The sequence below is a fragment of the Brevundimonas sp. genome, from assembly GCF_030704825.1.
Lineage (GTDB): Bacteria > Pseudomonadota > Alphaproteobacteria > Caulobacterales > Caulobacteraceae > Brevundimonas.
This window is the reverse complement of record NZ_JAUYNX010000033.1, coordinates 59655-85137: the sequence shown is the minus strand read 5'-3', so window position 1 is coordinate 85137 and position 25483 is coordinate 59655. Positions and strand designations below refer to the sequence as shown.

Genomic DNA, 25483 nt, shown 5'->3' with positions numbered 1-25483 from the left:
GATGACTCAGGACGTTGGCCCGGCGACGCTGAGGCGGATCACGGCGCGACTGATGCCGCTGTTCTGCCTGATGTATCTGATCGCCTATATCGACCGGCAGAACGTCTCCTACGCCAAGCTCCAGATGGCCGACGCCCTGGGGATGAGCGAGGCGGTCTACGGCCTGGGCGCCGGCCTGTTCTTCATCGGCTATTTCCTGTTCGAGGCGCCGGCCAATCTGGTGCTGGCCAGGGTCGGCGCCCGGGTCTGGTTCGCCCGCATAATGGCGACTTGGGGCCTGATCACCATCGCGCTGGGCTTCACCGACAGCCCGGCCATGTTCTACGGCCTGAGGTTCCTGCTCGGCGCCGCCGAGGCGGGGTTCTTTCCCGGCGTCCTCTATGTGCTGACTCTGTGGTATCCCCAGGCCCATCGCGGGCGGATGATCGGCGCCTTCATGATCGCCAGCGCCGTGGCCAATGCGGTCGGAGCCCTGATCGGCGGCGCCCTGCTCGATCTGGACGGCCTGCTCGGCCTGGCGGGCTGGCAGTGGGTGTTCATCGCCACGGGGATCCCGGCCGTGGCGCTCGCCCCCTATGTGCTGTGGCGCCTCCCGAACGGCCCGGACGCGGCGCCCTGGCTCGGGGTCGAGCAGAGGGCCTGGATCGAACAGACGCTGCGGGCCGAAGCGGACGCCAGCCCTGATCCGGGTCACGCCTCGCCCTGGCGCGCGATGCTGGATCGCAGGGTGCTGTTGCTGGCGCTGATGTATGTCGGCTTTCCGCTCGCAGCCTACGGTCTCAGCTACTGGTTGCCGACGGTGGTGAAGGGGTTCGGCGTTTCCAACACCGTCAACGGCATGTTGAACGTCATTCCGTGGATCCTGGTCGGCCTGGCCCTCTGGTGGTTGCCGCGTCACGCGGCGCGGGTCGGCTACAGCGCCTGGCATATCGCGGGTCCCGCCCTCGTTGGAGCGGCCTGTCTGGTGCTCAGCGTCGTCGTCCCGGGAGGGGTCGCCAAATTCGCCCTGCTGTGCATCGCCGCCCCGGCCATCTTCGCCGCCCAGCCCGTATTCTGGAGCCTGCCGCCGACCTTCCTGCGCGGCGCCGGGGCGGCGGCCGGCATCGCGGCCATCAACTCGATCGGCAACCTCGGCGGCTTCGTGGCCCAGACGGTCGTGCCCGCGATCAAACAGGCGACCGGCAGCGACATCCTGCCGATGCTCTTCCCCGCCCTGTGCCTGACGATCGCCGCCGGGTTGGTCTTCCTCGTCCTGCCCCAGCTGTCGCGCGCGCCCGTTCGCGACGCCGGAGGGTGACGGTTCGGCCGCGATGACGGCGCAGGCGGGCGCCGCCGCCCCTGCGCTCGTCATCCGTGGCGCGGACGACCATGTCCACGGTCCGCTCGCCGGTGCGCATCCGGGAGACCGTCACGCCCGACACCAGCGTTCCGGGCTGACGGGGTACGCTCGCCGGATCGAGGCCGAGACGCAGACGCGCCTCGTCGAACTCCGGCCTGACCGAAGGGGCGCGTTGGCCCCGGTCGAGGTTCCGGGCCGGAGACGCGGAAGGCGACGGGACAGGGTACGGGCGGGCCGAACAACAGGGTCTTCACCCGCACCCGGGCTTCGGGCCAGGACCGCCTGGCCACGACCCGGAGAGCCCTTTGCCGCGGCTGGACAGGTGGCAGGCGTGAAGCGGTCCGTTGCCGGATCCGGCGGGAGGAAGGGGCAGACCCAGCCAATCTTCGACCAGGGCGATTGCAGGAACTCTTGTTCGTCGGCCCTTGACGGCTCAAGCAGTAGTTGCGCTACTACTATTGGAGATTGTGGGGCGTTGTATGGCGTTGGGGTTGGTGGCGTTGGATTCGGGGGGGCCCGCTTTCGACTGGCGGACATGTCCCAACCAGTTCATTCTGGCCCTCGGGCCGGCGCGAGCTGATCCGATAGCCGTCGTCGTCGCCGTCAGGGGGGAGACGGACTGTCTCGGCCAGAAAGCCGAACGCCACCTCATCCTTTGCTCGGCCCAAATCCTGGGCGAGGCCAGCCGTCCCATGCTGGCGGCTGACCGGCGCGACTGGACCCTGCAATCCTGCATGGTCGTCGACATCGACCTCCGCACGGAACTGGACCGGTTCCTCGCACGCGCCCTGGACGCCGAAGCTCCCTCGCAACAGGAACTCAGGCTCCGGGGCAGTCTTCTCGTGGCGATGGTGGCGGAGAAGACCTTGCGTCTCTTCGCGGGCGGCGGAGGAAGCGACGCGAGCGACGCCGCTGTCTGCTTCGAGCGCCTGCTCGCCTACATCGACGCCCATCTTTCGACATCGATCCGGAAAGTCGACCTGTGCCGGGTCGCCGGCCTCTCGGCGGCGGGCCTGGCGCGGCTGTTCGCAAGCCGCACCGGCCTGACGCCGGCGGCGTATGTCCTGCGCCGCCGACTCGACGTCGGTCGCGCCCTGGTCGAAGCCCGCAAGGACTCCCTTTGCGAGATCGCCTTCGCCGTCGGCTTTTCCAGCCAGGCGCACTTCACCGCCGCATTCAAGGCTCGCTGGGGCGCGCCTCCCGGTCGATTCCAGCGCCAGGGCCTCGACCAGCGGCCAGCCCCCGTACAGACTACGGAGACTCGTCTTGAAGTATGATCCTCGTCGCCTCGCCCTGCCCGCTGCGCTGGCGGCGGCGCTCGCCGGCGCGGGGTGCGCCACGAGCGCTCCGTCCACCATCACCGTGGGCGAGGCGGATGATCGCATTCGCATCGACTACCGGTCGACGGGGCCCGCTGAAGGTCAGGTGGCGCAGGAACGCATCTCGGCCCGGCTCAGGGAGGCCGGCGGTGACTTCGAAATGAACAGCGACGGCGGGGGCGCCTTCTCGATCACCCTGGAACCCGGCCAGCGGGTCGACATGTACCCGCTTGTGGCGACCGTCGGGCCCGATGCCTGGTTCATCCATGGCCCCACGCTCCTGCCGAACTGCCTCGGCGAGGCGGCGATCGCCGGCCGGACCTCCAGCGGGCGCCCCCTGACTGTCGACTGCCGCCCGGAAGGCTATGCGGTGCTGGAAGGCGCGGCGCCGCAAGTGGGACGGACCCGGGTGATCGGCCCGGAGGGCTCGCCCCTGGCCGCGACACTGCGCGTGGCCGCCAGCGAGGTTCAGTCCGAACTCGAAGGCCGTCTTGGGAGGTTGAGGGTCGCCGCGGCGCCGATCGGCGTGACCGTCACGGCGGGCGCTCCGTCCGGGCTTGTCGCCCATGTGGACCGGAACGGCACGATGCTCTTCGAGGTCCGGCCCGGTTTCGAGGGCCTGATCAATTCCGAAGTGGCGCGAACCCAGGTCCGTCCCCTGCTTCGACACGAGATGTTTCATCGCTGGAACATGGCCCACGCGATTTCGGACGGCACAGCGCCGGGCTGGCTCTACGAAGGCGCCGCAGAGTACGCGGCGGGCAGGCTGAGCCTGGAGGCGGGCGACTTTTCCGAGGCCGAGTACAACTGGCTGGTCGGGGCCGCCCTGACCCGCTGCATGGCGAGCGCGGGGGAAGGCGGATTGGCGTCCGCGAGCCGCAGCCGCACGACTGACTACGATTGCGGGATGATCGCCGGATGGGCGCTCGACCTCGACCTTCGTGGGCAGGGGGCCGACTTCTTCGCCTTCTGGAAGACCCTGCTGGAGGAGGCGCGGAGCCGGGACGGGCGCTACGGCGACCGGGACTGGCGCGCCCTGCTCGCCGCTCGCGGGTGGAAGACGCCGACGCTGGACCGCCTTCTGGCCGGAGGCGCGCCCGAAGCGATCGCCGCGGCTTTCGCAAGCGCCGGCGCGGACATCGGATATCGACCCGCACCGGCCGACTACAGGCGGGCCATCCTCGCGCCCGCGCTCGCGGCCAACTGCACGTCGCGCAGCTACGGCTTCTTCGACGAGCCCGACCGGGCCCTGCTCGACGGGGATACCGTCTGCCCGGGCCTTCCGTCGCAGGCGGCGATCGTCTCCGCGGCCGGTCACACGCTCTTTCCGGATCCGACCGACGCGTTCGTCGCCGCCCGCGCGCAGTGCGTGTCCGGGACCCTCTCGCTCGGCCTGATGTCCGGCGAGACGGTGAGCGTCCGATGCACCGCGCTTCCCGATCCTCCTGCGAGCTTCCGCGTCGGGAGCGTCGGCGTGCCGACGGGTCGCCCCTGATGACCCTGTTTCGCAAGGAGGCAGTGCAGCACTCGGAGCGACGGATCGAGGGCGAGGTGAATCTCGCCATACCCCTCTCCTCCCGGCTGATCGCGGGGGTGCTGGCCGTCTGCGTTGTCGTCGCGCTCACTGGCGCTGCGGTCTTCCCGTATTCCCGAAAGGAAATGGTGGTCGGCGTCATAATCCCTCAGGCCGGACTGGCCAGAGTCGTCTCGCCGTCGCCCGGTCGGATCGAGCGACTCATCGTCCGCGAGGGTCAGACGGTGCGACGCGGGGAGCCGATCATGGAGGTGGGTTCGCCCGGCACCATCCGCAGCGGGGTCTCGGGAATGATGGACGTCGAGGCAGCCGCGGCCCAGTCCCTGGATCGCGAGTTCGAAGCGACGGAGCGCCGGAGCCTGTCCGAACGGGAGACATTGCGGGCGGATCAGGCCCGGCTGACCGCCCTGCTCGCCGCCCAGGACGTGCAGATCGCCGCAGCCGACCGTCGTATCGTCGGGCGGCGGCAGGCCGTGTCGCTGGCGAAGGCCGATCTGGAGCGCATCGATCAGCTTTTGACGCGCGGTTTCGCACCGGAGCGGGAGAGGGCGATCCGCGCCACCGCAATGATCCAGGCCGAGGCGGATCTCGACGATGCGGAATCGGCCCGGATGACCCTGATCGGGCAGATCGCCCAAACCCGCAGCCTGATCGAGGCGGGCCGTCAGTCCGAACTCCGCCGCCAGGCCGAGCTGGATGGCTTTCGGGCCCAGTACGGGCAGCGTCAGGTCGAACTTCGCTCCGGGCGGGGCTGGCTGGTGACCAGCCCGGTGGACGGGACCATCGCGACCGTTCCAGTCACCCTCGGCCAGTCGGTGTCTCCGGACCAGGTGGTGGCGATTGTTGTGCCAACGGGCGGCCGGCTCGAGGCCGAGCTCTACGTCCCCGTCCGGTCGGTCGGGATGCTGCGGCCCGGTCAGAACGTTCGCCTCCAGTACGACGCCTATCCGCACCAGCGGTTCGGCACGGGCGAAAGCGTCGTTGTCAGTATTTCGGGCGCGCCCCTCGCCCGGGGCTCCCTTCCCTATGCGCCCCCGTCACCCGAACCGGTCTACCGGGTCAGGGCCACCCTCAAGACCACCACCGTGCGAGCCTATGGGCAGGCGGCCGCCGTGCGGCCCGGAATGACGCTCCGCGCCTCGATCGTGACAGCGCGCCGGTCGCTGCTGCAATGGGCGACCGATCCACTGCGGGCCGCGGGGCGAGACCTGTGACCCCCGGCGACATCGACGCCGGATTCTACCGGCCAAACCGCAAGCTCCAGCCGATCCTGGCCAGCGAAGCGGCGGAATGCGGCCTCGCCTGTCTGGCGATGGTCGCGCGCCACCATGGGCATGATATCGACCTGAACCGGCTGAGGCAGCGGTTCAGCGTTTCGATCACCGGTGCGACGCTCCGCCAGCTCATCGATTACGCCGACCGGCTGGACCTGTCGTCCCGGGCGCTGAGGGTCGATCTGGAGGCTCTGAACAAAGTTCAGCTGCCGGCGATCATCCACTGGAACATGGCGCACTTCGTCGTGCTGGAGCATGTCGGTCCGAAGGGGCTCGTCATCATCGACCCTTCGGTCGGTCGGCGGGTCATCAGCCGGGCGGAGGCGTCGGGCAGCTTCACGGGCGTCGCCCTGGAGCTTCGTCCGAGCCCGGGCTTCTCTCCCCTCGTGGACCGTCAGGCCGTGCGGCTCTCGGACCTGTGGTCGCGGTTGACCGGCCTGCCCGGCGCCGGCGCGCAGCTCCTGATCCTGTCGCTGATCCTCCAGCTGCTCGTCTTCGTATCGCCTTTCCAGCTCCAGCTGGTCATCGACAGCGCTCTGGCGCAGAGCGACGCCCCCCTCCTCACCCTCGTCGCAATCGCCTTCGCCGGGGTGGCCCTCATGTCTGCCGTCATCGAGGCGATGCGCGGCTGGACCCTGTCGGTCCTGATCAATATGATGAGCTACCAGGTTCTCGGGAACGTGGTGCGGCACATGCTCCGTTTGCCGCCGGCGTTCTTTGACCGGCGGCACGTCGGCGACGTCCTGTCCCGCCTCTCGTCCGCGGCTTCGGTGCAGGAAACCCTCGCCCGGGGGCTGCTGTCGACCGGCATCGACGGGGCGATGAGCCTGGTCGCCCTGATCATCATGTTCGTTTACGCCCCGGCCCTCGCCTGGGTCGTGGTCGCTACGACCGCCGTCAGCGCCGCCATCGCCGCGCTCCTCTTCGGACCCATGAAGCGGGCGTCGGAAGCGCGCCTGACCGAGATCGCCCGCGAGCAGACCTATTTGATGGAGACGGTGCGGGCCGCCGCCGTGATCCGCCTGATGGGGCGCGAGGCGGAACGGGAAGGCGGTTGGCGCAACCTGTTCGCTCGCGTCACCAATAGCAGCATCGCCCTGGGGCGGTATGGCGTCATGCTCCAGTTCGGCCAGTCCCTGATGGCCTCGCTCCAGCTCGTACTCGTCATCTTCCTCGGCGCCCGGCAAGTGCTCGCGGGCGACGGGTTTTCGATCGGGATGCTGATGGCGTTCCTGGCATACCGGCAGCTGTTCAGCGACCGCTCGAATGCACTGCTCGGCACCTTCATCTCCTTCCGGATGGTGCGCCTTCACCTGGAGCGGCTCAGCGATATCTCCCATGCCAGGCCCGAGGAGGATCGCGCCGGCCCCGACGAACCGTCGCTGGCGGGCGACCTCGTGCTGAAGGATGTGGCGTTCGCCTATGACGAGGGCGGGCGGGAAGTCGTGGCGCCGCTTTCCCTGACCATCCGCGCTGGAGAGCTGATCGTGATCACCGGCGCGTCGGGTGGCGGCAAGACGACGCTCATGAAGCTGATGATGGGCCTGCTTCAACCCACCCGCGGCCAGATCGAGCTGGCCGGCCGGCTCGCCACGCCGGCCACCTGGCGCGCCTGGAGAGCCAGAGCCGGCTTCGTGGCCCAGGATGACCGGCTGCTCTCCGGCAGCCTGGCGGACAACATCTCCTTCTTCGATCCGCGACTCGATCTCGATCGGGTCAAGATCGCGGCCGCCTCGGCCTGCGTCCACGCGGACATCGTGGCGATGCCGATGCAGTATCTGACTCTCGTCGGCGACATGGGGTCCTCGTTGTCGGGAGGACAGAAGCAGCGCGTCCTGCTCGCCCGGGCGCTCTACCGCGACCCCTCCGTCCTGTTCCTCGATGAGGGCACGGCCAATCTGGATGTCGCAACCGAAGAGGAGATCGTCAGACTGATCACCCGCCTGCCGATGACCCGCATCGCGGTGGCCCATCGACCAGCCCTGATCGAGAAGGCCGATCGGGTTTTCGAAATGCGCGCCGGGCTGTTGACCGAGATCAGCACGCGGAACGGAGCGCGTGAAAACGCCCGGGCCGAGGCGATCGAGGCCGTTTGATTCTGTAACGGCGCCCGGCGGGATGTGTAAGACGCTCCCCGGCGGACGGCGCAATCTCTACGGGCGCAATTTAGCGCATACATCGTGGAGATGAGGAAATGAGCAAGCACGCTGCCGAGTTGGAACAGATGTACGGCGCCTCTTCCGAGGACCGCAACGCCGTCGTGATGCGGCTGCTGACGCCCGAGGAGATCGACTTCGTCTCCGGCGCCGGCGAACACGCCATGGGCTTCGGCTCCAGCTACGCCCAGAGCGGCTCGGGCAGCTTCGCCCAGGGCATGTTCTCAAGCTACGCCCAGAAGCACGAGGCGGAGAAGGAAGCGGAAGCGCCCGAAGCTCCCTGACAACCTGACGATGTCACCGCCCGCGTCGCGGGCGGTGACGCACCCTGCTCAAGAAAGGCTATGCCATGGCGGACGGAGAAGAGCTCACCTGGTCGCGACGAAACCTGAAAGTGCGTCGCCTGCAAGTCATCTTCAAGGTCGTTGAGCGGTGCAATCTCGCTTGCTCGTACTGCTATTATTTTTTCGGTGGAGACCAGAGCTACAAGGATCGGCCTGCGCGTGCTGCATTGGGGGTCGCGGAGGAACTGGCCCGATTTCTTTCGGAGGCGATCGAAGACCTCCGAATCGACGAGGTCGATATCGTCTTTCACGGCGGCGAGCCGATGCTGCAGCGGCTGGAAGACTTCGAGGCCATGTGCGGCCTGTTTCGTTCGCTGCGAACCGACCGCTGTCGGATCAGCCTCGCTGTTCAGACAAACGGCACTCGCTTCACCGCATCCTGGAACGAAGCCCTTCGCAGGAACAATGTGGCCATCGGCGTCAGCGTCGACGGCCCGCCGGTCATCAACGACCCGAACCGTCCCTTCCACAACGGGAAGGGCTCCTCCGGGAAGATCGAACAGGGTCTGGCGCTGCTCCGCGCGGAGGATCACGGCTATTTCCGGCGCAGGGTCGGCAGCCTGACGGTGCTGGACGCCGCGCACGACTACCGGACCGTCGTCGACTATTTCGCCGAAACCCTCGGCATCGAAACCCAGGGCTTCCTGCTGCCGGACTGCAGCCACGACGACGGCATTCCCGACGGCCGGTCCGCCGCCGACTACGGTCAGGTGCTGTGTGCGCTGTTCGACGCCTGGACCACCCGCGGCGACATCTCGGTTCGCGAGATTTCCAATCTCTTCCGCCGGTTCCAGCTCGCCTATGTCTCCGAGACCGGTCGGGCCAGCATGACCGCCCTGGAAGCCGCGGGCGTTCAGGTCATCGGCAACCACGTCCTGGTTGTTCATTCCAACGGCGATTTGAAGGTCGACGACAGCTACATCCCCGCCGCCGCCTGGCAGCAGGCCGCGCCTGTCGCCAACCTCGGGACGACGTCTCTCGCCGACTACCTGCGCGCGCCCTGCTTCGATGAGTTGTACGCGGCGATGCAGACGCCACCGGACGGCTGCCGCGAATGCCTGTGGCTTGGCATCTGCGGCGGAGGCGATATCGAGAACCGCTGGTCTTCCGACCGTCGCTTCAACAACCCCTCGATCTTCTGTGAGGGGCTCAGGATGTTCTATGAACGGGTGGTCGGCTATCTCGTAAGCAACGGCTATCCGCTCGAGAGCGTCGCGCGCCGTCTGTCCGGCCAGTACGACCCGTTCACGGCCGGCTACGCTTCCTGAGTCGCGCTGTTTCAACACATCCGAACGAGCTCGGGTCTTGCCCGGTTGCCTGCCACTGTCGGGGCGGCGAAGGCCTGGGTGGCGGCGCGTAGCCCGGCCTCGACCCGGAAGCTTGCCCGAAGGTGGGAGATAGCCGACGCACGGTTGAAGGCCGCCAGGTAATCGGCGCGATGCACCCAATCGAAATCCGGCAAAGCGCCAAGCTTCTCGCCGGGTCCGGCGGTGCGTAGCGGTCCGCCGCTCGGGAGTCTCGAGCCGGCGTGAACGTCGGCCGGGCCCGAGGCCGGCGCCTAGTCGGTCCCTGTGGCCGTGTGCGGCGCCGCGACGGGCTTGGACTCCGGCGAGCCGCGTTCCCTCAGGAAGATCGCCAGGACGATGAGAACGGCCGTCGAGAGAAACTCGCTTTGCCAGTTCTGGAAGCTCTCGAACCAGAATTCCGGCCCGCCCACGTGGGCGAGAAGTCCTCCGCCGATCGCCTCGCCATGCCGCTGCGCATCGTCCGCGGCGAGCCGCGCGCTGTTGATCAGGTGGAGGACGAACGAAACGACGAACAGGAGAAACAGGGCCAGACCCAGCGAGTGGGAGTAGACCGCCCGCGCCATGCCGCCGAGACGGACGGGAAGGGGCGCGCGGGCCTTGCGGGCGTCGAGGGCGGGATCGCGATCCTGGGGCGCCGGCGCATCCGGATCCTTCGATTCCGGAGAGCCGCGCTGGAACAGATAGGCCGTCAGCATGACGAAGGCCCACATCTGCAGGAACTCGCTCTCCCAGTTCTCGAACAGGGATGACAGGAAGGCGCCGCTGGCCAGATAGGCCGGAAGGGTCAGGCCGGGGTCGCCGTGCCCGGCGAGCTCGGCGTTCTCACTGGCAAGTCCGGCGACGGCCTGTCCGACAACGCTCAGGCCGAACAACGCGAGCAGGACGAGGGTGAGGCCATTGTCTCTGAAGAGGGTCTTGATCACCTCGGACTCCCTTGTGTCGCCGCGCTCACGCGCGGACGCTTGCCCGGAGTCGAACGCCCGGGCGTCCTGTTGGATCAAAGGATTCCGGCTATCAGGCCGCGTTTCAGGGCTTCTTCGGCGGACAGACATCTCTGTCGGAGTCCAGCTGAGTGTGTCGCCCGACAAAAAATGGCGCGCCCGGAACGGGTGAAACTAGCGTCCGCTGACGTTCGCTGGGGCTCGTCGTTGCCTTTGATAATAAAGCACTTTTCGGGTAATTTGTTCGCTCATGTTTCGCTCTGTCCGGCGCAATCCGCGTCAGCTGTTGGGGCGAATGTTGGGGTGAACAAATATCCGATGACGACCCGTTCCGTGGCCCGCAGGGCAATCAACAAACTATCCGCCCGTAAGGTCGCGACGCTGAAAGAGCCGGCCCGGCACAGTGACGGCAACAATCTCTATCTGGTGGTCGATCCCAGCGGAGCAAGGCGCTGGGCATTCATCTATCGGGCAAAACGTCCCGGTGTTCCTGGGGCGGGGAAGCTGCGGGAAATGGGCCTCGGATCCATTAAAGGCATTGACCTCAAACGTGCCCGGGAGCTTGCCGTTGAAGCTCACAAGCTACTGGCCGCTGGCATCGACCCGATCGCCGCCCGGGCGTCCATCAAGGCCACCCCGACCTTCGGCGAAGTCGCGGATCGGTGGATCGCGGACAAGTCCGGCGAACTTCGCTCAGACAAGAGCCTCGAACGCTGGAAGCGGGCCCTGAATGTCCACGCCGCCTCCCTGCGAGATATCCGGGTCGATAGCGTTCAGACCGAGGACATCATGGCCGTGCTCAAGCCGATCTGGTCCGTGAAGTCCGAAACGGCGAAGATGGCCCGAGGCTACATGGAGCAGGTTTTGAACGCGGCGAAGGCCCAAGGTTGGCGTTCGGGTGAGAATCCGGCGCGGTGGACCGGTCATCTCGACCAACTGCTGCCCAAGGTGTCGCGCTTGCAGAGAGGCCATCACAAGGCGATGGAACTCCACGCCATTCCGGGCCTGATGGTGAGCCTCCGGGAACGAGACGCAACTGCTGCGCGGGCGTTGGAATTCCTCATCCTGACTGCCGCTCGCTCCGGCGAGGTGCGGGAGGCTGTCTGGTCCGAAATCGATCTTGCGGCGGCAACGTGGACGATCCCCGCCGAGCGGATGAAGGCGGCCAGGAGCCATCGCGTGCCGTTGTCGAAAGCGGCTGTCGCCGTCTTGTTGAAGATGGAGCCGCAAAGGGGCGGCGATGATGCTTTTGTCTTCCCCGGGCAGAAGGTTGGCCGGCCCCTTTCCAACATGGCGTTCAAGAAGCTGATGGACCGGCTGGATATCGAGGACGTCACGAGCCACGGTTTCCGTAGCGCATTCCGTGACTGGGCGGGTGACCAGACCAACTACCCGCGCGAACTCGCCGAGCAGGCGCTGGCGCACAGCATCGGTGATCAGGCGGAGCAGGCTTATCGGCGGAGCGACGCTCTGGAACGCCGTCGCTCCATGATGCAGGACTGGGCGGATCGACTGGCCACCGTGCCGCAGACTTAGAATTCAAGGGCGGCTATAAGGCTCCATCAGGCCATAGCCAGCCCTAAGGCATCCTATCTCTAACAGGGCGAGGCGCTGCAGGTTCGAGGGACGAGATCCAGATATCGGAATTCGATTTCCGTCACACACCGGCTTAAGTCGCCGGGATACACGGTAGCGAGTTGCGCCATCCGGTCTCTCATTTGGCTGACCTCCTCGTAGGACAGGGCGTAGGGGTCCAAGCGGAAGCGCGTGCAGATGGCGCGTGCTTCGGGTTCATCGCGCTGCGCACGCGCCGCATATTCAGTCGCCGCTTGATCTTCTGCCTGCTGCGCGGAGACCGAACGGGCCTGAACTAGAGACTGGTACCGGCTGAAGCCCTCCCAAGCCCGGCGTTCGGAGACGCTGCCGTCCGGGCTCTCCAAGAACTGCAGCAAGTAACCTTTGGCCTCCAGCGCCTCCGAAGCGCTCAGGAAGGGCGTTACCAGTGGCTGCCGAGGGTCGATCTGTGACGCCATAGCGCGCTTCTGCTGAGGCGACGGCATCGGCGCGACGCCTTCGCGACTTTGCGCCATCGAGCCCCACAAATGGCTCGCGCCCGCTTCCGAAACAGGGGTTGCTGGACGAGCGGCTGCCGGCCCGTCACATCCTGTCAGCGCTCCTCCTAGCGCCAGCGCGCCAAACATAATCATCGCCTTCACCGCGAGCCTCCCTGAACCGAATAACAATTATAGTTGTTACCGCGAAGCTGTGGCGACCGCCACGCTTGGCGAATGGATATTCGCGCTTTGGTGGGTCGAAACGTCCGCCGCGCGCGGATCGAGAAAGGCCTGACTCAGGAAGATCTGGCTGAGCGCGCCGGCACCAGTCAGTTCTATATTTCGTCGCTCGAAGCCGGCCGTCGGAATCCGACGGTGGTGACCTTGGCCGGTTTGGCTCAGGCGCTCGGCGTCGATCACCTTGACCTGTTGCGGCCCGACAGCGAGTCCGCCGTCATGGACGCCTGAAGCAACCGCTGCGCCAGAACCCCCAGTTCCTCGTCGTCCTCGCCCGGCGGTAGGCGATTGAAGAACTTCAGGCCGTTGAGCGCGCCGAGCAGCATGCCAGCGATGATGAAGGCGGCCGGTCGAGCGTCCACGGAGGCCAAGGCTTTGATGGTCACCGGCCAACTGACATCGGCGCAGACGGCGGCGCGGGCTTGGTGGATGGCGGCCGCGAGGGTATGGCGCTCGGTGAGGTCCAGGCTCTCGCCCGAGGCGACACGCGCGACGAATGGGTCGCCGAGCCAGGCGATGGGCTCAAAGGTGATCCGGCGGCTGTAACCGAGGAGCGCGCGGCCGATGAAGCGGCCGGCGACCTCCAGCGCTTCGACATCGGCGGGCGGCTGTTGGAACACCATGCCGAGGGCATGAAGGTCACGTTGGGCGTCGCCGCTGCGGCCCCGCGCGCGCAGGCAGATCGGGGCAACGGCCGCGAGGAAGCCGGACGACTGCCGGGGCATAAGGTGGCTCACTGGGCGAAGGACGCTTTGGCTAGGTCCGTGGTGAACGGCCCAGTCCGCCACCAGCCTGCGGATCAGGTCCTGGCTTATGAAGCGGCCGTGTTCCATGCAGCCTCGGGCGCTGTGCAGGAGCACAGTCTCTGGGTCCGGCCAGGCGAGGAAGGTGGGATCGCCGCTCCTTCGCGCGGCTGCGGCCCCGGCGCTGGCCCCGATGATGAGGCCCTCCGCCCGCTGTGACTGTCGCGGCAGGAAGTCCAACAGAGGAAGGGCCCCCACGGTCAGATCAGCGCGTGGATCGGAGTGAAGTCGACGTACCGGGTGGTGATGGCCCGGGCCATGTCGGGCGCGCCCGCCAGCGCAAGGGCCGAGATGGCGTCCTCAAGCGGCAGGTTCAGGAAGCCGGCCTTGCCCTCGCGAGCTGGTGCGAGGTGGCGTTGGTAGAGGCCAAGCGCCCGCTGCACCTGATCGTTCAGGCGCGGGGCGATGACCACGACCTTGCCCGCGTCATACAAACCGGCGTCGATCATGCTTTGAGCCAACAGATGAAGGCGCCAGAATTGTTGGATCGGGTTGCGGCGGAGGGCCGGGTCGTCCGGGTCGCTGAAGAGCTCGCTGGAAACCGAGAGGTCGTCGTAGCGGTCGCGCATTCGCGGCTCCGGTTCGCCGGCGGTCTCGCTGTATTTGATCTCGATCGCGATGAAAGCCTTGCGGCCGTCCTCGAGGCGCAGGTTGATGAAGCCGTCGAAGGCGGTGGCGTCGTCGGTGAACGTCCGGTCGCCTCGGCCCGGGGAGTGTTCGAAGCCGACGGCGCAGACCCGGCCGGCGTATTCCGGGGCGATCTCACGCACGAAGGCTTCGGCAAGGTCGCGGTTCAGCTTGAGCGGGCCCAGAAGGTTCAGGGCCAGCGGCGTCGAGGAAAGCAGGTTTTCGTAGAGCCGCCGCTCTTCGAACATCGCGCCGGGTTCGCGATAGGCGAGTTCGCGGCGGGCCAGTCGATGAACGTCCAGGGACAAGAAGTTGGCCCCGGCGGCTCCGTCATAGCTGCCCACCAGATGGCCCATACGGCGCTTGCGGCCCGAGGCGGTGGTGTAGGTGCCCAGCGTCCAGCCGGCGGCTTGGCGATGAAGGGCTTGGAGGAGACGGGCGCAGGCGCGGAACCGGGTGTCGTAGCTGACGTGAACCTTGTGCGCCTTCAACGTCGCTTCCGGCACGAGGGGCAGACGGTCGCAGGTCTCGATGTCCATGATGATCCTTATTCTTGGAGATCATCCGGTTCACGAACGGGGTGTCGAAGTCCCCGGCCTGAGGTCCGAACACCGGCGAACGTCCGCAAAGTGTTACGGACGTCATATCCCGCACCTATAGGGCCGGCGATTTCCGCTGGCCGTTTCATGCGGAGATTTCCGATGCTCAATCGGGCCGATTTTGGTGACCACGCATCATACGCGCAGGCGATGCATGCGGGCGGCTATGACATCCACGACCGCTGGGGCCGACAGCGCTACGCGGTTGGGGATGATGACCTCGGCCGGGCGCTGTTGGCCTCTGTTCCCGCGCCGGAGCAGCGTCCGACGCCTGTCTCGGAGTATCTGACGGCCAAGGAATTCTGGAAACGCTACCAATCGGTGGCGGCGGCGAACTTCACCGGTGTGGTCTTGGGGTGGATGTTGACGGTGTCGTGGGGGTCCGTCGGCCTCTCCGGCGGCGCGGCGTGGAAGGCTCATCAGGCTTTCATGGAACTCATGCGGAAATGGCATCAGGAACGCGGGCTTCCCAATGCGTGGGTATGGGTCCGGGAGAACAGCTCTACCCTAGGCGACCACAGCCATATCCTCGTCAGCCTTGAGCGTTGGCATGAGGCCGACTTCATCAGCTGGGCGAACCGTGCCGTGGCAACGATCACGGGATCGGCCCCCATGGCCAAGTCCAAAGATCAGCCGATTCAGACCGTGCACCTGTCACGCGGCCATGTCCGCCGCCACGCGGATATCGATGCGCAGTGGAGATTGTTTCAGTATGTCTGCAAGGGGCTGAACCCGGACGAGGCGACCCCGATCTGGGACCACCCGAAGGGCAATATCCTCGCGGCTCACCTGATCAATCGGCCGTGCCGCCGACAGGGGTGGGTCACCGGATTGCGTTCGGGCTCGGCGAGGGCGCTTAACTCGAAGCGCATCTCGGAACTGGCCGCTCATCCTGACTGGCAAGCGGACATGACCAAGGATGGTGTGCCCTTCTATGATGACCGGTATCTGGCCGCCGGTCGGCTGGAGAAGGACTTGGCGGCGCTGAAGATCTGGCCCTGACCCGAGCCCGTCGATTTCGACAAAACTGGAGGCTCCAGCGCCAAAATCGGAAATTCAGCCGGGCAAGATCGTTGCCACGCGGGGACACAAACCCCCGACTTGGTACTGGCCGGATTGGTCGGCCCACACCCTTAGATCAATGGTTCCCCTGGCGGAATTCAGGCAGAGCAGAAAGGGGGAATTCAGACGCAGTTGCAGATTCAGATCAGTTGCAGTTTGGACTGAGCGGAGAGGAAGTGCAGAGACAGAGGAAAAAGCGTCGACCCGTCTCCGCGAAAATCACACATCGTCAAGCGGTTCACAATTCCAGTCTGCGGCCAGTGGTTCAGCGAGCGTCGCTGGCCGGAACCGGCTCCATTCCAACCGGCAAGGACGTTTCGCCGAGGAGATCGCACATGGCCCGTTCGAGGGCTTCGAGGCCCTTGGTTCGAAGGCTCGGCGCATCATCCGGCCGGACGGTCCCGGAGGTCGGATAGTAGCTCAGGCGACGCCACTTCAGCTGATGCTCTGACACGCGGTAGGGGCGGTAGCCGTGCCGAATGAACCAGTCGATGGCCTCGGTCATCTCCGGGCAGTCGGATGCGGATCGAATGGGACCCTGCTTGCTGGAGCGCTTCACAGGGTGTCTCCCGACGAGGAAAAATCAGGCACCTCGTCACCCAGCCAATAAGCGTCGATTTCGCGAAGCAACTCGTCGCGCGTGTGCGGGGCCAGGTCCGCACCTTGCCTGACGGCCGCCGCCAGCCCGGGCACGAGGTGGGGCAGGTCAGTGGTCGCGAGCAGGCGCTTCCAAGGCTCGGGGATATCAGCCATCGGCCAGACCCTCCAACCAGAGTTGCGCCTGCTGCATGGGCACGAGTCGACGGCGACCAACCTTCACGGTCGAGAGCCGTCCGGCCTCAATCTCCTCATACACTTTGGTGCGCCCAATCCCGGCCCAGGCACAGAAGGCCTGAATGGACATGAGGGCAGGTGGGGTGGTGTGCATCTCGACGCTCCGAACGCGGTGGGGCGGCGATATGGAATCTTGTTTGCCGAGTGCTCAGGGCGTCGGGTGAGGTGGCATTGGCCTCGTCAGGCCGGATCCAGGGGAGTCGGCAGGTCTTCAGGACCGGCGCTGAGGTCGTGCGCACCCATCAGGTGCAACTGGGCTCTGGCGGCCCTCGAGAAAGCTCGATCCGGAAGAGTGGACCGTCTGAGTTGACCAACCTGCACAGGGATCGGGAGCTTGTCGGCCGCAGCAGGATGGTCATTGGCGGCCACCAGAACGTCCATCAATGCCCGATAGGTATCCTCCACATCCCGCATAGCCTGGGCCCTTGCAGCACGGAGCTTTGGCAGGTTCAGCCCATAAAGTTGTATGGACCGCTGCACCCGAGCGACATTAGATCCGACACAAAGGCGGCTGGGCTCGATGGACCCGTCTGCCGCGACGGTGATCAAATCGACATCGGCCTTCACTGTCGGATCAAGGAGCTGTGGCCTTTCCAGCGCCTCGCAGCGATCGTCCCAGCTCGCCGTAGGGCTATCGGCCATCAGAGGAAACCAGCTGGATTTTCCAGTTACCAGTTCTTCTTCTTCATCGGTGCTCAGGCGGTTCGATCGCCCGGCGGCAAAGCGAAAATTCCGCCAATCAAAGGCTAGCCAAGGATAGCCGTTGTCTGTGGTGTCGTTGTCTCGTTTGGCCTCGGCCTTTGGTCGGAAGTGGTCAACATCGAAGAAGGACTGGGGGTCTTTCGTTTCGGTGTACCAGCACTTTTCGTAGGACATCGCCGCCAGCGCGGCTTTGAAGGCTTTCCAGATTTTGGCTTTGCCTTTGATGAACGCGACACGTTCAGCCTCTGGTAGCTTTTCGAGTTCCTCGAGAGCAGCGGCGGCGTTGGTCAACGCTTTTTTGGGCAATATTTTTTCGTCGCGGCGAACCAGAATCAACGTCCGGCCTCCGTCGCGCCCAGCTGGCCGATCAGAGCTTTCATGGCTCGCCGCTGCGCTTCAATTTGCTGCGGATCGAGTGACGGTCGATCAGCGTAACGCACTTCGTGCCAAGCCTTCAGGAAGTCGTTGTAAAGCGGCTCGCGGTCCTCGAACAGGAATCCAAGCCGGGCTAGTTCGTCGTTTGCGGCAATGAGCTCGCGCTCTTGGTCTTCGCTACGACCTTCAATTTTCGCGAGCACATTTCGTTCGTCGATGGCCCGTTGGGTCTCGATGTCGAGCGTGGTCGGTAGCCCGAATATCTCGGTCAACGTCGCCGTGAAGCCCAGCCCTCTTGGGTCTGCATACGGTGGCAGTACGAGCACATTTCCGTCCGGCCCCAGAGACATCACCCTTACCTCTTCCTTCTTCAGAGAGGCGATGGTCAGAGGGTTGTGGGAGGTCATGATGAACTGGCAGTTCGCCGTGCATTCTCCCTCGCCGGTCCATTGCCGGATGAGCTCGAGATAGCTGTTCTGCCACGCGGGGTTCAGGTGCGTGTCCGGTTCATCGAGCAGGAACAGGACGCGTTTTCCCCTCGAGATGCGCGTGAGGCCCAGGACCATAAGAAGCTGGCGCTCGCCGTCGGAAAAATCCGAGAACCCGACATCGCCGCTACTGTCCCCCCGGCGTGTGACCCAGAGGTGCAGCTCGCGGATGAGATCGGAAATGTCGACGGCTTCAAGGGCGGTGAACAGCTGCTCATCGTCTTCATAGTTCGCGGCCAAGCGAGCCAATGCCGAGCGGTCGCGGATGAAGGCGGCCAGTTGCGCTTCTGACTGGTTCTTGTCGCGGTAATCGTCGACCGGGTGATCCGTCAGGGCGATCGGAAGGAATGCCACGTTGAGAATTTCGCGGGCGCAAACGCCGGCGGGCCCCCCGGCACCCCAGAGCTCGAACGGATTTCGGCTGCCTCTAGCGCTCTTGGCAAACCACGGCTCCCGGAACTGGGCCATCGCGGAGTGAAAGCCAGTGATGTTCAGCTTTTCAGTGAGGAGTTCGGTGATCTCTTCGTCCGGAAACGCGAAGAACGAAAGAAGCGCAAACACCCCATGGATAGGGCGACAATAAAACAGGCGGCGGTCCCTGAGGGCCTCGCTACAAGCGGATTCGTCCTCGCTCAGCTTGATGGCGTCATAGTAGCGCCTCTGGTGAGCGTCGAAAAATCGCTCCAGCCGTCGACTGCCGCCCGAGTAGTAGCCGAACACGAGGTCCGGGAAGATCTCGCTCTTTCGCTTCTCGAAGTCTAAACGCGAGACGGCCTGTTCATCGACGATGACCAGGGCCTTTCCAGAAAGATTGGACAGGCGGACCTTTTGCCCGTCGAGCCGGTAGTCGATCTGGTAGCGATAGTGCGGCGGCGAACGGTTCAGATCGACCCAACGAAACACATCGACGAGCGCCTCAATCAGGTTGGACTTGCCCGCGCCGTTCTGACCGATCACGACGGTCGTCAGGCGGCTCTCATCGAAATCGATCTCGAAGTTCGAAAGATTCTTGAAGCCGTCGATGTAGGCGCGATCAAGACGCATCAGGCGGCCTCCAGCGTCTCATCGCGTTCTGCAACCAGTCCGTTTTCGATCTCCCAAGCGAGCTGCTTGTAAAAGTCAGTGATTGGAAGGTCGGCCGACCTGAACAGGCTGTCGGCGGACAGAGCCGTGCCCGAAGCTTTTAGGATAGAGGCTAGGAAGGGTTGATGTTTAACGTCGTCATCGAGCCGGCTCTTCGGCATGGCGCTCTTCTTCCGGACTACGGGGTTTGGAGATGAAATTCGGCGCTTGGTCTTTGGCGCGGCGGCGCGCTCAGCGCGAATGCGGTCGAGGAGGGAGGTGGCAGACTCCTCAGCAGGGTCCTGAGGGACCAGCTCCCCTTGGAAGGCCTTGACCAGAACCGCCCTGTCTAGCCGGTTCAGTAGGCGTAAGGCGGCGGCGGCCTCGGCAGTTAGACGGTCGATCTCGGTAAAGGCCGTATCGATGCGACGGACGATCTCAGCTTGAATCCCCATCGAGGGCACCCAAAAAGGCGTTTGGTACAGGCTGCCTTGGTAAATGGCGGCCACGCTCGTTGTCGCGCTCTTTTGCCCTTCCAGGTGACCGCGGAAAACTGATCCCTGCATCTGGCGAAAGGCGAAACGCGGCAGCACGTCATTCTCGAAGCGCAAGCGGAGCAGATTGTTATTGTAAAGGAATCCAGATTGCTCCGGCGAGCAAATGGCAACCTTTCCCACCAACTCCAAGCTGTTCCGCGTGTTGAAGAGAACATCGCCTGCTCGCAATGCAAACCGAGCTGCCTCTGAGGCGCTCGACTGCACCCGGGTTAGCTTCTCGTCATTCCAGACCCCATCGAGATCAAAATGCTGCATACGAATGTAAGGGGTGCCGTTTCGGTCATGTTGGTCGAGTTTCGACCGCACTAGCCCAATCAGCCCATCGCGCACTACTTCGGCAAATGGCCGAGATTCCTCTTCCGGGGCAGGAATCAGGGACCGCAAAAGCGCCTGTTTGTAGCGGCCTGCGAGGATGGGGATCAGCTCGAGCTCAGCGCGTGCGCGGGCACTCCGGACGGTGACGGCATCGAGCTTATCCATGATCCGCCGCTGCTCGGCGAGTGGTGGTAAACCAAACTTTGGTTGTCCCAAGCCGGCTTGGGTCAGCTTTGCTCGAGTTGAGCCGCCGACGAAGGGCATCCAATCGGTAGCGTTGAGCCACGCGTTAAGGAAACCACAGTCGATGTCGCCCACTGGCTTCAAGATATGGGCATGATTGTTCACCCAAAACCGTCCACCGACCACATAAGCGACGCCGCGCTCGGGCTGATCAAAGTGGCCGCCATCCTCTGCGAGCAAGACGTGAGCTCCCTCGAAGAGATACCCGTCGATGTGATCGACAAGACCATTGGCCCCATAATACGGATATGATCCGGGGCGTTTGGCACGCTCAGGCCCATTCAGCGGTATACGGCGACTATCGAGGACGTCAGCGATTTCGGGAAAGCTGGCTTCGGCCCACCCAGCCGGCAGGTCGCTCACGCGTTCACTCCCGTCTGTTCGGTCTCGGCACCGGCCAGCTCCGCATCCACCGCTTCAACCTCAGCCAGCGCCGCCCGAAGGTGCCCCAGAATGGCTGCCGCGATGTCCTCAGGATCGCTCAGATCATCTTCGGCGGCGTCGCTATCGTCTCGCAACCAAGCAATGTCTAGGTTGTCGTTCCGAGCCGTGATGTCGGAGCGAGTGAAGAACCGAAAGCGACCTTGGGGCCCCTCGTCTGCGCGGGGTGACTCGCCGTTGGGATCTTCGCCATAAGCCGCCTCGAACGACGCGAAGTCGCCGAGTGTCAGTGGCCGCGTTTTACCAAATGCCGGCATGTTGGCCCGAAGATCATAGACCCAGATGCCGTTGGTACTTGCTCGATCGGTCTTGCCGCGCGTGAGGAACAGGACGTTAGTCTTGACGCCTTGAGCGTAGAAAATGCCAGTGGGCAGACGCAAAATGGTATGCAGCTTTGCAAGCTCCATCACCCATTGGCGTAGCCGGCGGCCCGTGTTGTCTTCAAAGAGCACGTTATCGGGCAAGACGATTGCCGCGCGACCGCCGGGCTTCAGAGCGCGGACGATATGCTCGACGAAGGCCAGCTGCTTGTTGGAGGTCTCCGCCGTAACGGAGAAGTCGGCGCGACTTGGTCGGCCGCCACCCTTCTTTGTACCGAACGGCGGGTTAGTCAGGATCAGGTCGGCCTTGCCGAGAGCCTCGCCGTCGGGCGTCAAGCTGTCGCCGAGTATGATGGGCCCGTCGATGCCGTGCAGCATCAGGTTCATCATCGCCAGGCGATGGGTGTCAGGCACCAACTCGATGCCCATGAAAGCATTGTTGCGTTGGAAAAAGCCCTCGGCTTGGGGCAGACCATACAGGTCGTCGGTCGCATCCTTGATGTAGCGGTCGGCGGCGACCAAGAAGCCGCCGGTGCCAGCGGCCGGGTCTTGAACCACCTCACCGGCCTGCGGCTTCATCAGCCGCACGATGCAGTCGATCAGAGGGCGTGGGGTGAAATACTGACCTGCGCCGGACTTCTTTTCCCCCGCGTTCTTTTCGAGCAAGCCTTCGTACAGCTCGCCCAGTCCTTCCTCGCGCGCCGAGAACCAATCCAGCCCGTCGATGGCCGTGGTCAGGGTTTTGAGATTGGCTGGTTTGCGCAGTTTGGTCTGCGCGTCGGTGAAGATGGCCTTGACGGTCGGGTCGCCGGACTTCCCTAGGGTCAGCAGCGCAAGTTTGTAGTGATCCAACTGATCGATGCCCTCGCGCTGGGCGATCTGCTTCCACTGATAGTCAGCGGCAATCCGCTCCTCGCGACCCGTCTCCTCCATCATCTTCAGGAACAGCAGGAAGGTCAGCTCGGTAACGTATTCCTGATAGCTGACGCCGTCGTCGCGCAGGACATGGCAGAGGTTCCATAGCCGGCTGACGATGTCCTGTGTCGTGACCCGGCCCCGGGTCAGCTCGCTGCTCGCCATACTTCCTCACTTAGGTCCGCGAGGACCTGCTCCAACTTGCCGCCGAAGCGTTTGTCGATCACCCGAAAGCCGCCGTCGGCCCGGAACGGTTCTTCGTCCAGAGCGTAGCGGTCGACAACCACCTCCTTCTCCAACTGTTTGCCAATCCGGCGCAACCAGCCGACCTGAACCGGCGTCCAGTCGCCCTTGCGGATAACCGCATCAACGGCGCGCCTCACGCGGTCTGCGTAGGGGATCAGCGGGTCACCCAAGGCGACCTGACGGACATAGCCGATGATGGAGGCGGCGATGTCCTCGTTGCGCGTCTCGGACCAAGCGCGCCGTATCTTGGCGTCGGTGAAACCTTGGGCGTCCAGCTGAAGTCGCAGCTCCCGCAACTCGGCGCGGGTAAGGTCCCGAGGCCGCTGAACCACGGTCGTCAGGGCGGCGATCTGGTTGAGATTGGCCCGGATGAACGCCTCGAAAGCCCCGAGGTAGTCCTCAGGACGCGCGGCGGAGCCGTAGCCGTTGGACACGTCGACAACCGCATCCGGATGCTGGGAGATCGGCACAAGAACCGGCGTGCCGCCTTGCGTCTTGAAGTCCAGAGCAGGCCCCAGTGTGGGCCGCTGCCGCGCCCAGGCCGCCATGTCCTCAGGCGTGCTGGCCCGGAACCGGTCAAGGATATCCTCCGCAGCCTCGCCTGCCGCCAACTGGACCTTGGCCTTGGCGTCGTCCGTCAGACGCTTGAGCTGCCGGCTCAGCTTGACGATGATCTGGTCGCGCAGGTCGGCGCGGATGCGGGCATCCTCGATCTCCGCCAGCTCTTCCAGAAGCTGCGACAGCGTGATCTTCGGGTCGGTCACCACGGGCCGCATATCGGTCAGGTTCTGCAGCTGGCTGTAGAGATCGACGGCGTCGAATATCCTGAAGGTCTCCTTGCCGATCTCGGGGCAGAGGCGTGTCGCCCGACCCAGCATCTGATCGTACAGGATGCGGCTGTTCACACGGCGCAGGAAGACCAGGTTGGTGATCTTCGGAATGTCGACCCCGGTGGTCAGCAGGTCGACCGTGACGGCGATCCTCGGCATGGAGTCGTTTCGGAAGCTGAGGATCAGCTTGCCGACGTTGTCGACCTTACCGGTCAGCTTCTCGATGGCGGCGTCCTCGATCTCGCCATAGGCCTCCCGAAACGCGTCGCGGAGGGCCTTTACGACAATGTCGGCGTGGGCGTTCGAGGCGGCGAACACCAGCGTCTTGTCCGGCGCGCTGAGATCGATGTGTTTGGTCAGTTCATCAGCGACCGCGCGATTGAATGGCTCGGTGATCACCGTCTTGTTGAAGGCCTCGACGTCGAAGTCGAGGGCGTCAGGCAGGACGACCTGTTCGAGCTGACCCGTTGGTGCGTGGATGAAATCGACCTCCTCCTCCGCGACGAAATGGATGCCGTCACGCGAGAGGGCGGTGGTGATCCGTGTCGGCGGTTCGTGGTCAATCAGGAAGCCGTCAACCACGGCCTCGCGGTATCCGTAGGTGAACACGGGCTTGCCGAAAATCTCGGCGGTATGAAGGGCCGGCGTCGCCGTCAGGCCCACCTTCACCGCATCGAAATGCTCCAGCACGCGGCGGTATTTCGAGACGTAGTCATCCTGATCGCGGAAGGTCAGCTCGGCGTCGGACATCTCTCGGTCGAGCAGATAACCCCGGTGGCATTCGTCGACCACCATCAGGTCGTACTGGTCGACGGTGGGAACCTCGCCGGGTTCACTGGCGTAGAGGACCCGCTTCACCAGACCTTGAATGGTGCAGATGTGGATGCGGGTTTCCGGGTCCGGCCGAACGTCCTCCAGACCCTTGAGGCCGAAGATCTCGGCGAAGCCCTTGCCGCTGACGACCTTGGTGGTGATGAACTCGCGCTCAGTCTGATCGCCCAAGGCGCTGCGGTCGACCACGAAGCAGACCCGGCGGAACCGTTTGGCCGCGATCAGCCGATAGAGCAAAGCAATCGCCAGCTTGGTCTTGCCCGTGCCTGTGGCCATGCCCACGAGCATGGAGGTGCGGTTTTCCGCCAGCCCCTTTTCGACGGCTTCGATGGCCTTTCGCTGATACGGCCGCAGCGGGAAGCCGAAGTCGAACCCTTGGGTCGCCAAAGCCGCCTCGGCCGCCCCTTGGTCAACCTCCAGGCGATCCAGCAGACCTTGCGGCGCCGGCCACCCCGTCAGAGCTCCAGCTGGGTTGGTGTCGCGCCTGAGGTCGCGCCGCCATATCCCGGAGGCCGACTCCAGTTGTCGCAGGTAGGGCCTGCCGTTTGTGGAAAAGGCGAAGGGGGCCCGATGCGAGCCCCAAGGAGCCCCGTCAGCTAAAAGCTCAGGTTCCACGCGAATGCTCGCCGCATACCGCTCGGCTTGGCGCAGAACGCCCATGACGTTGGTGTTCTGGCGCTTGGCCTCGACTACGCCGACGAGCGTCAGCCCGACGAACAGCGCATAGTCGGCGGGCCCGGTCTCGGTGGGCCATTCGGCAATCGCGAGGTTCCGGCCCTTGGTCGGCCTCGCACCTTTGGCAAACCGGAGCGCGGCCGTGTCGGCCTCCCAGCCCGCATCGCGAAGCTGTTGATCGATTATGGCGCGGGTCGCGGCCTCGTCGAGGACGATGGCGCTGTCCGCCTCCACGGCGGCGGCTTCCAGTTTGGCCAGCTCGACAGTTGGCGTCTTCTCCGCCTGCCGCTGGACAGCTTCAAGGTTAGCCTTGACGGCCTCCGTCGCCGCTTCGGCTTCCTCGGCCAGCAGCTGCCAAACTCGCCGCTCCTCGGTCTGAAGTTCGAGCTTCTCGGCGGCGGCGCGGTTCTCGTTGATCAGGCTGGCGGCCTTTGCCTGAGCTACTTCGGCTGCGGATCGCTGAGCGTCGACCTCGCTTCGCAATGCCTCAAGCTGCGCACGAAGTTCCGCTGTCGGATCGGCCGGCGGGCGCGGAGGTTCAAATGGACCCGGTGTGAGTTTCGGAACGCCGCCGTAACTGCGGACAAACCAGATCGCCAACTGACGGGCGTTTTTCAGGGCGTTCAGGGCGACGGTAAAGTCGTCCAAGTCGCCGTGCACCGCATCATTGCCCACCACACGAAGCTGGTGAAACAGGGTGAGCGTCAACGGAGGTGCGTATCCGGAGCGGCCCAGCTCGCCCAGCACGTCGGCAAACTTCGCCTCGGCAGACCGTAACGACCCGGTTCGAGCAGCGACATCCCGGGCCAGTTGCTCGGCGAACTGCCTCAGCTTCATGAGGGACGTGTTGGGATCGGTCGGGAAGTAGTGCTCAGCCAGAGCGGCAAGCCGGAACAGCTGGAGCCCGTGCGCCTTCAGGAACTCAAAATTGGCGCTCGCTGGCTGCATCAAATTCCCCCGCCAAGGCAGTTGAGCCGAAACACCGCCTAGTCGCAACCAGTGGGCGAGTCTGCGCGGCCTGAGTGGAAGGGAATGTTCGCCTGATCGGCGTGC

General features: G+C 64.8%; 22 protein-coding genes. 10 read left to right on the top strand and 12 right to left on the bottom strand.

Translation table 11 applies throughout. The features are described 5' to 3' along the window. Position 1: 1 nt before the first annotated feature. From Q8Q71_RS15015 to Q8Q71_RS14985, 7 genes are all read left to right on the top strand, one after another. Entirely contained in the window at positions 2-1297 is a 1296-nt protein-coding gene (locus Q8Q71_RS15015; RefSeq protein ID WP_305760407.1) for an MFS transporter, read from the top strand. A gap of 521 nt (positions 1298-1818) precedes the next feature. After that, complete coding sequence (locus Q8Q71_RS15010) at positions 1819-2616, top strand: AraC family transcriptional regulator (protein WP_305760406.1); 798 nt, start codon at positions 1819-1821, stop codon at positions 2614-2616. Then, positions 2606-4153 carry a hypothetical protein gene (locus Q8Q71_RS15005; protein WP_305760405.1) on the top strand — a complete coding sequence of 516 codons (1548 nt, stop codon included), beginning with the start codon at positions 2606-2608 and terminating at the stop codon, positions 4151-4153. The genes Q8Q71_RS15010 and Q8Q71_RS15005 overlap by 11 nt, the downstream gene beginning before the upstream one ends. Continuing rightward, positions 4153-5406, top strand: a complete 1254-nt coding sequence (locus Q8Q71_RS15000) for an HlyD family secretion protein (protein WP_305760404.1) — start codon at positions 4153-4155, stop codon at positions 5404-5406. Before Q8Q71_RS15005 ends, Q8Q71_RS15000 begins: the two co-directional genes overlap by 1 nt. Continuing rightward, positions 5403-7562, top strand: coding sequence for a peptidase domain-containing ABC transporter (locus tag Q8Q71_RS14995; protein ID WP_305760403.1), 2160 nt, complete (start codon positions 5403-5405; stop codon positions 7560-7562). The genes Q8Q71_RS15000 and Q8Q71_RS14995 overlap by 4 nt, the downstream gene beginning before the upstream one ends. 98 nt (positions 7563-7660) lie before the next feature. Then, positions 7661-7906: a hypothetical protein gene (locus Q8Q71_RS14990; protein ID WP_305760402.1), complete on the top strand. Its 246-nt coding sequence runs from the start codon at positions 7661-7663 to the stop codon at positions 7904-7906. Between the two features lie 65 nt (positions 7907-7971). Continuing rightward, positions 7972-9234, top strand: a complete 1263-nt coding sequence (locus tag Q8Q71_RS14985) for a radical SAM protein (protein WP_305760401.1) — start codon at positions 7972-7974, stop codon at positions 9232-9234. Between the two features lie 290 nt (positions 9235-9524). On the opposite strand, the gene Q8Q71_RS14980 is transcribed toward Q8Q71_RS14985, so the two are convergent. Continuing rightward, positions 9525-10196 carry a DUF6766 family protein gene (locus tag Q8Q71_RS14980; RefSeq protein ID WP_305760400.1) on the bottom strand — a complete coding sequence of 224 codons (672 nt, stop codon included), beginning with the start codon at positions 10194-10196 and terminating at the stop codon, positions 9525-9527. Positions 10197-10532: 336 nt separating this feature from the next. Between Q8Q71_RS14980 and Q8Q71_RS14975 the strand changes: the two genes are divergently transcribed. Next, on the top strand, positions 10533-11750 hold the full coding sequence (locus tag Q8Q71_RS14975) for a site-specific integrase (protein ID WP_305760399.1): 1218 nt from the start codon (positions 10533-10535) through the stop codon (positions 11748-11750). Between the two features lie 59 nt (positions 11751-11809). Here the strand turns inward: Q8Q71_RS14975 and Q8Q71_RS14970 are convergent, their stop codons facing one another. Beyond that, on the bottom strand, positions 11810-12430 hold the full coding sequence (locus tag Q8Q71_RS14970) for a hypothetical protein (RefSeq protein WP_305760398.1): 621 nt from the start codon (positions 12428-12430) through the stop codon (positions 11810-11812). Between the two features lie 72 nt (positions 12431-12502). Between Q8Q71_RS14970 and Q8Q71_RS14965 the strand changes: the two genes are divergently transcribed. Then, positions 12503-12736, top strand: a complete 234-nt coding sequence (locus tag Q8Q71_RS14965) for a helix-turn-helix domain-containing protein (protein ID WP_305760397.1) — start codon at positions 12503-12505, stop codon at positions 12734-12736. Here the strand turns inward: Q8Q71_RS14965 and Q8Q71_RS14960 are convergent. Both Q8Q71_RS14960 and Q8Q71_RS14955 read right to left on the bottom strand, forming a co-directional pair. Next, a complete protein-coding gene (locus Q8Q71_RS14960) occupies positions 12685-13338 on the bottom strand; it encodes a hypothetical protein (RefSeq protein ID WP_305760396.1) in 654 nt (217 codons plus the stop codon). The genes Q8Q71_RS14965 and Q8Q71_RS14960 overlap by 52 nt on opposite strands. A 170-nt stretch (positions 13339-13508) precedes the next feature. Then, the gene (locus tag Q8Q71_RS14955) at positions 13509-14474 is read right to left on the bottom strand and encodes a hypothetical protein (protein WP_305760395.1); all 966 of its coding nucleotides are present in this window, start codon (positions 14472-14474) and stop codon (positions 13509-13511) included. Between the two features lie 162 nt (positions 14475-14636). Here Q8Q71_RS14955 and Q8Q71_RS14950 point away from each other — a divergent pair, with 162 nt between their 5' ends. After that, positions 14637-15536 (top strand): hypothetical protein, encoded by a 900-nt coding sequence (locus tag Q8Q71_RS14950; RefSeq protein ID WP_305760394.1) that lies wholly within the window; start codon positions 14637-14639, stop codon positions 15534-15536. A 325-nt stretch (positions 15537-15861) separates the two neighbouring features. Here Q8Q71_RS14950 and Q8Q71_RS14945 read toward each other — a convergent pair whose 3' ends face one another. The 8 genes from Q8Q71_RS14945 to hsdR form a co-directional block, all read right to left on the bottom strand. Continuing rightward, entirely contained in the window at positions 15862-16101 is a 240-nt protein-coding gene (locus Q8Q71_RS14945; protein ID WP_305760393.1) for a hypothetical protein, read from the bottom strand. Positions 16102-16151: 50 nt separating this feature from the next. Beyond that, positions 16152-16349, bottom strand: coding sequence for a hypothetical protein (locus Q8Q71_RS14940; protein WP_305760392.1), 198 nt, complete (start codon positions 16347-16349; stop codon positions 16152-16154). Next, positions 16342-16524 carry an excisionase family DNA-binding protein gene (locus tag Q8Q71_RS14935; protein ID WP_305760391.1) on the bottom strand — a complete coding sequence of 61 codons (183 nt, stop codon included), beginning with the start codon at positions 16522-16524 and terminating at the stop codon, positions 16342-16344. The genes Q8Q71_RS14940 and Q8Q71_RS14935 overlap by 8 nt, the downstream gene beginning before the upstream one ends. 86 nt (positions 16525-16610) lie before the next feature. Next, a complete protein-coding gene (locus tag Q8Q71_RS14930; RefSeq protein WP_305760390.1) occupies positions 16611-17468 on the bottom strand; it encodes a hypothetical protein in 858 nt (285 codons plus the stop codon). Continuing rightward, the gene (locus Q8Q71_RS14925) at positions 17465-19039 is read right to left on the bottom strand and encodes an AAA family ATPase (RefSeq protein WP_305760389.1); all 1575 of its coding nucleotides are present in this window, start codon (positions 19037-19039) and stop codon (positions 17465-17467) included. Before Q8Q71_RS14925 ends, Q8Q71_RS14930 begins: the two co-directional genes overlap by 4 nt. After that, a complete protein-coding gene (locus Q8Q71_RS14920) occupies positions 19039-20535 on the bottom strand; it encodes a restriction endonuclease subunit S (protein ID WP_305760388.1) in 1497 nt (498 codons plus the stop codon). Before Q8Q71_RS14920 ends, Q8Q71_RS14925 begins: the two co-directional genes overlap by 1 nt. Continuing rightward, the gene (locus Q8Q71_RS14915) at positions 20532-22013 is read right to left on the bottom strand and encodes an N-6 DNA methylase (RefSeq protein ID WP_305760387.1); all 1482 of its coding nucleotides are present in this window, start codon (positions 22011-22013) and stop codon (positions 20532-20534) included. The genes Q8Q71_RS14920 and Q8Q71_RS14915 overlap by 4 nt, the downstream gene beginning before the upstream one ends. Next, positions 21995-25378, bottom strand: a complete 3384-nt coding sequence (gene hsdR, locus Q8Q71_RS14910; RefSeq protein WP_305760386.1) for a type I restriction-modification system endonuclease — start codon at positions 25376-25378, stop codon at positions 21995-21997. Before hsdR ends, Q8Q71_RS14915 begins: the two co-directional genes overlap by 19 nt. Positions 25379-25483: the final 105 nt, after the last annotated feature.

Bases quoted from the DNA above. Each gene is read 5' to 3' on its own strand.
- Q8Q71_RS15015 (WP_305760407.1), top strand. From the start codon at position 2: ATGACTCAGGACGTTGGCCCGGCGACGCTGAGGCGGATCACGGCGCGA.
- Q8Q71_RS15010 (WP_305760406.1), top strand. From the start codon at position 1,819: ATGGCGTTGGGGTTGGTGGCGTTGGATTCGGGGGGGCCCGCTTTCGAC.
- Q8Q71_RS15000 (WP_305760404.1), top strand. From the start codon at position 4,153: ATGACCCTGTTTCGCAAGGAGGCAGTGCAGCACTCGGAGCGACGGATC.
- Q8Q71_RS14990 (WP_305760402.1), top strand. From the start codon at position 7,661: ATGAGCAAGCACGCTGCCGAGTTGGAACAGATGTACGGCGCCTCTTCC.
- Q8Q71_RS14985 (WP_305760401.1), top strand. From the start codon at position 7,972: ATGGCGGACGGAGAAGAGCTCACCTGGTCGCGACGAAACCTGAAAGTG.
- Q8Q71_RS14975 (WP_305760399.1), top strand. From the start codon at position 10,533: ATGACGACCCGTTCCGTGGCCCGCAGGGCAATCAACAAACTATCCGCC.
- Q8Q71_RS14965 (WP_305760397.1), top strand. From the start codon at position 12,503: ATGGATATTCGCGCTTTGGTGGGTCGAAACGTCCGCCGCGCGCGGATC.
- Q8Q71_RS14960 (WP_305760396.1), bottom strand. From the start codon at position 13,338: ATGGAACACGGCCGCTTCATAAGCCAGGACCTGATCCGCAGGCTGGTG.
- Q8Q71_RS14955 (WP_305760395.1), bottom strand. From the start codon at position 14,474: ATGGACATCGAGACCTGCGACCGTCTGCCCCTCGTGCCGGAAGCGACG.
- Q8Q71_RS14950 (WP_305760394.1), top strand. From the start codon at position 14,637: ATGCTCAATCGGGCCGATTTTGGTGACCACGCATCATACGCGCAGGCG.
- Q8Q71_RS14945 (WP_305760393.1), bottom strand. From the start codon at position 16,101: ATGACCGAGGCCATCGACTGGTTCATTCGGCACGGCTACCGCCCCTAC.
- Q8Q71_RS14940 (WP_305760392.1), bottom strand. From the start codon at position 16,349: ATGGCTGATATCCCCGAGCCTTGGAAGCGCCTGCTCGCGACCACTGAC.
- Q8Q71_RS14935 (WP_305760391.1), bottom strand. From the start codon at position 16,524: ATGCACACCACCCCACCTGCCCTCATGTCCATTCAGGCCTTCTGTGCC.
- Q8Q71_RS14925 (WP_305760389.1), bottom strand. From the start codon at position 19,039: ATGCGTCTTGATCGCGCCTACATCGACGGCTTCAAGAATCTTTCGAAC.
- Q8Q71_RS14915 (WP_305760387.1), bottom strand. From the start codon at position 22,013: ATGGCGAGCAGCGAGCTGACCCGGGGCCGGGTCACGACACAGGACATC.
- hsdR (WP_305760386.1), bottom strand. From the start codon at position 25,378: ATGCAGCCAGCGAGCGCCAATTTTGAGTTCCTGAAGGCGCACGGGCTC.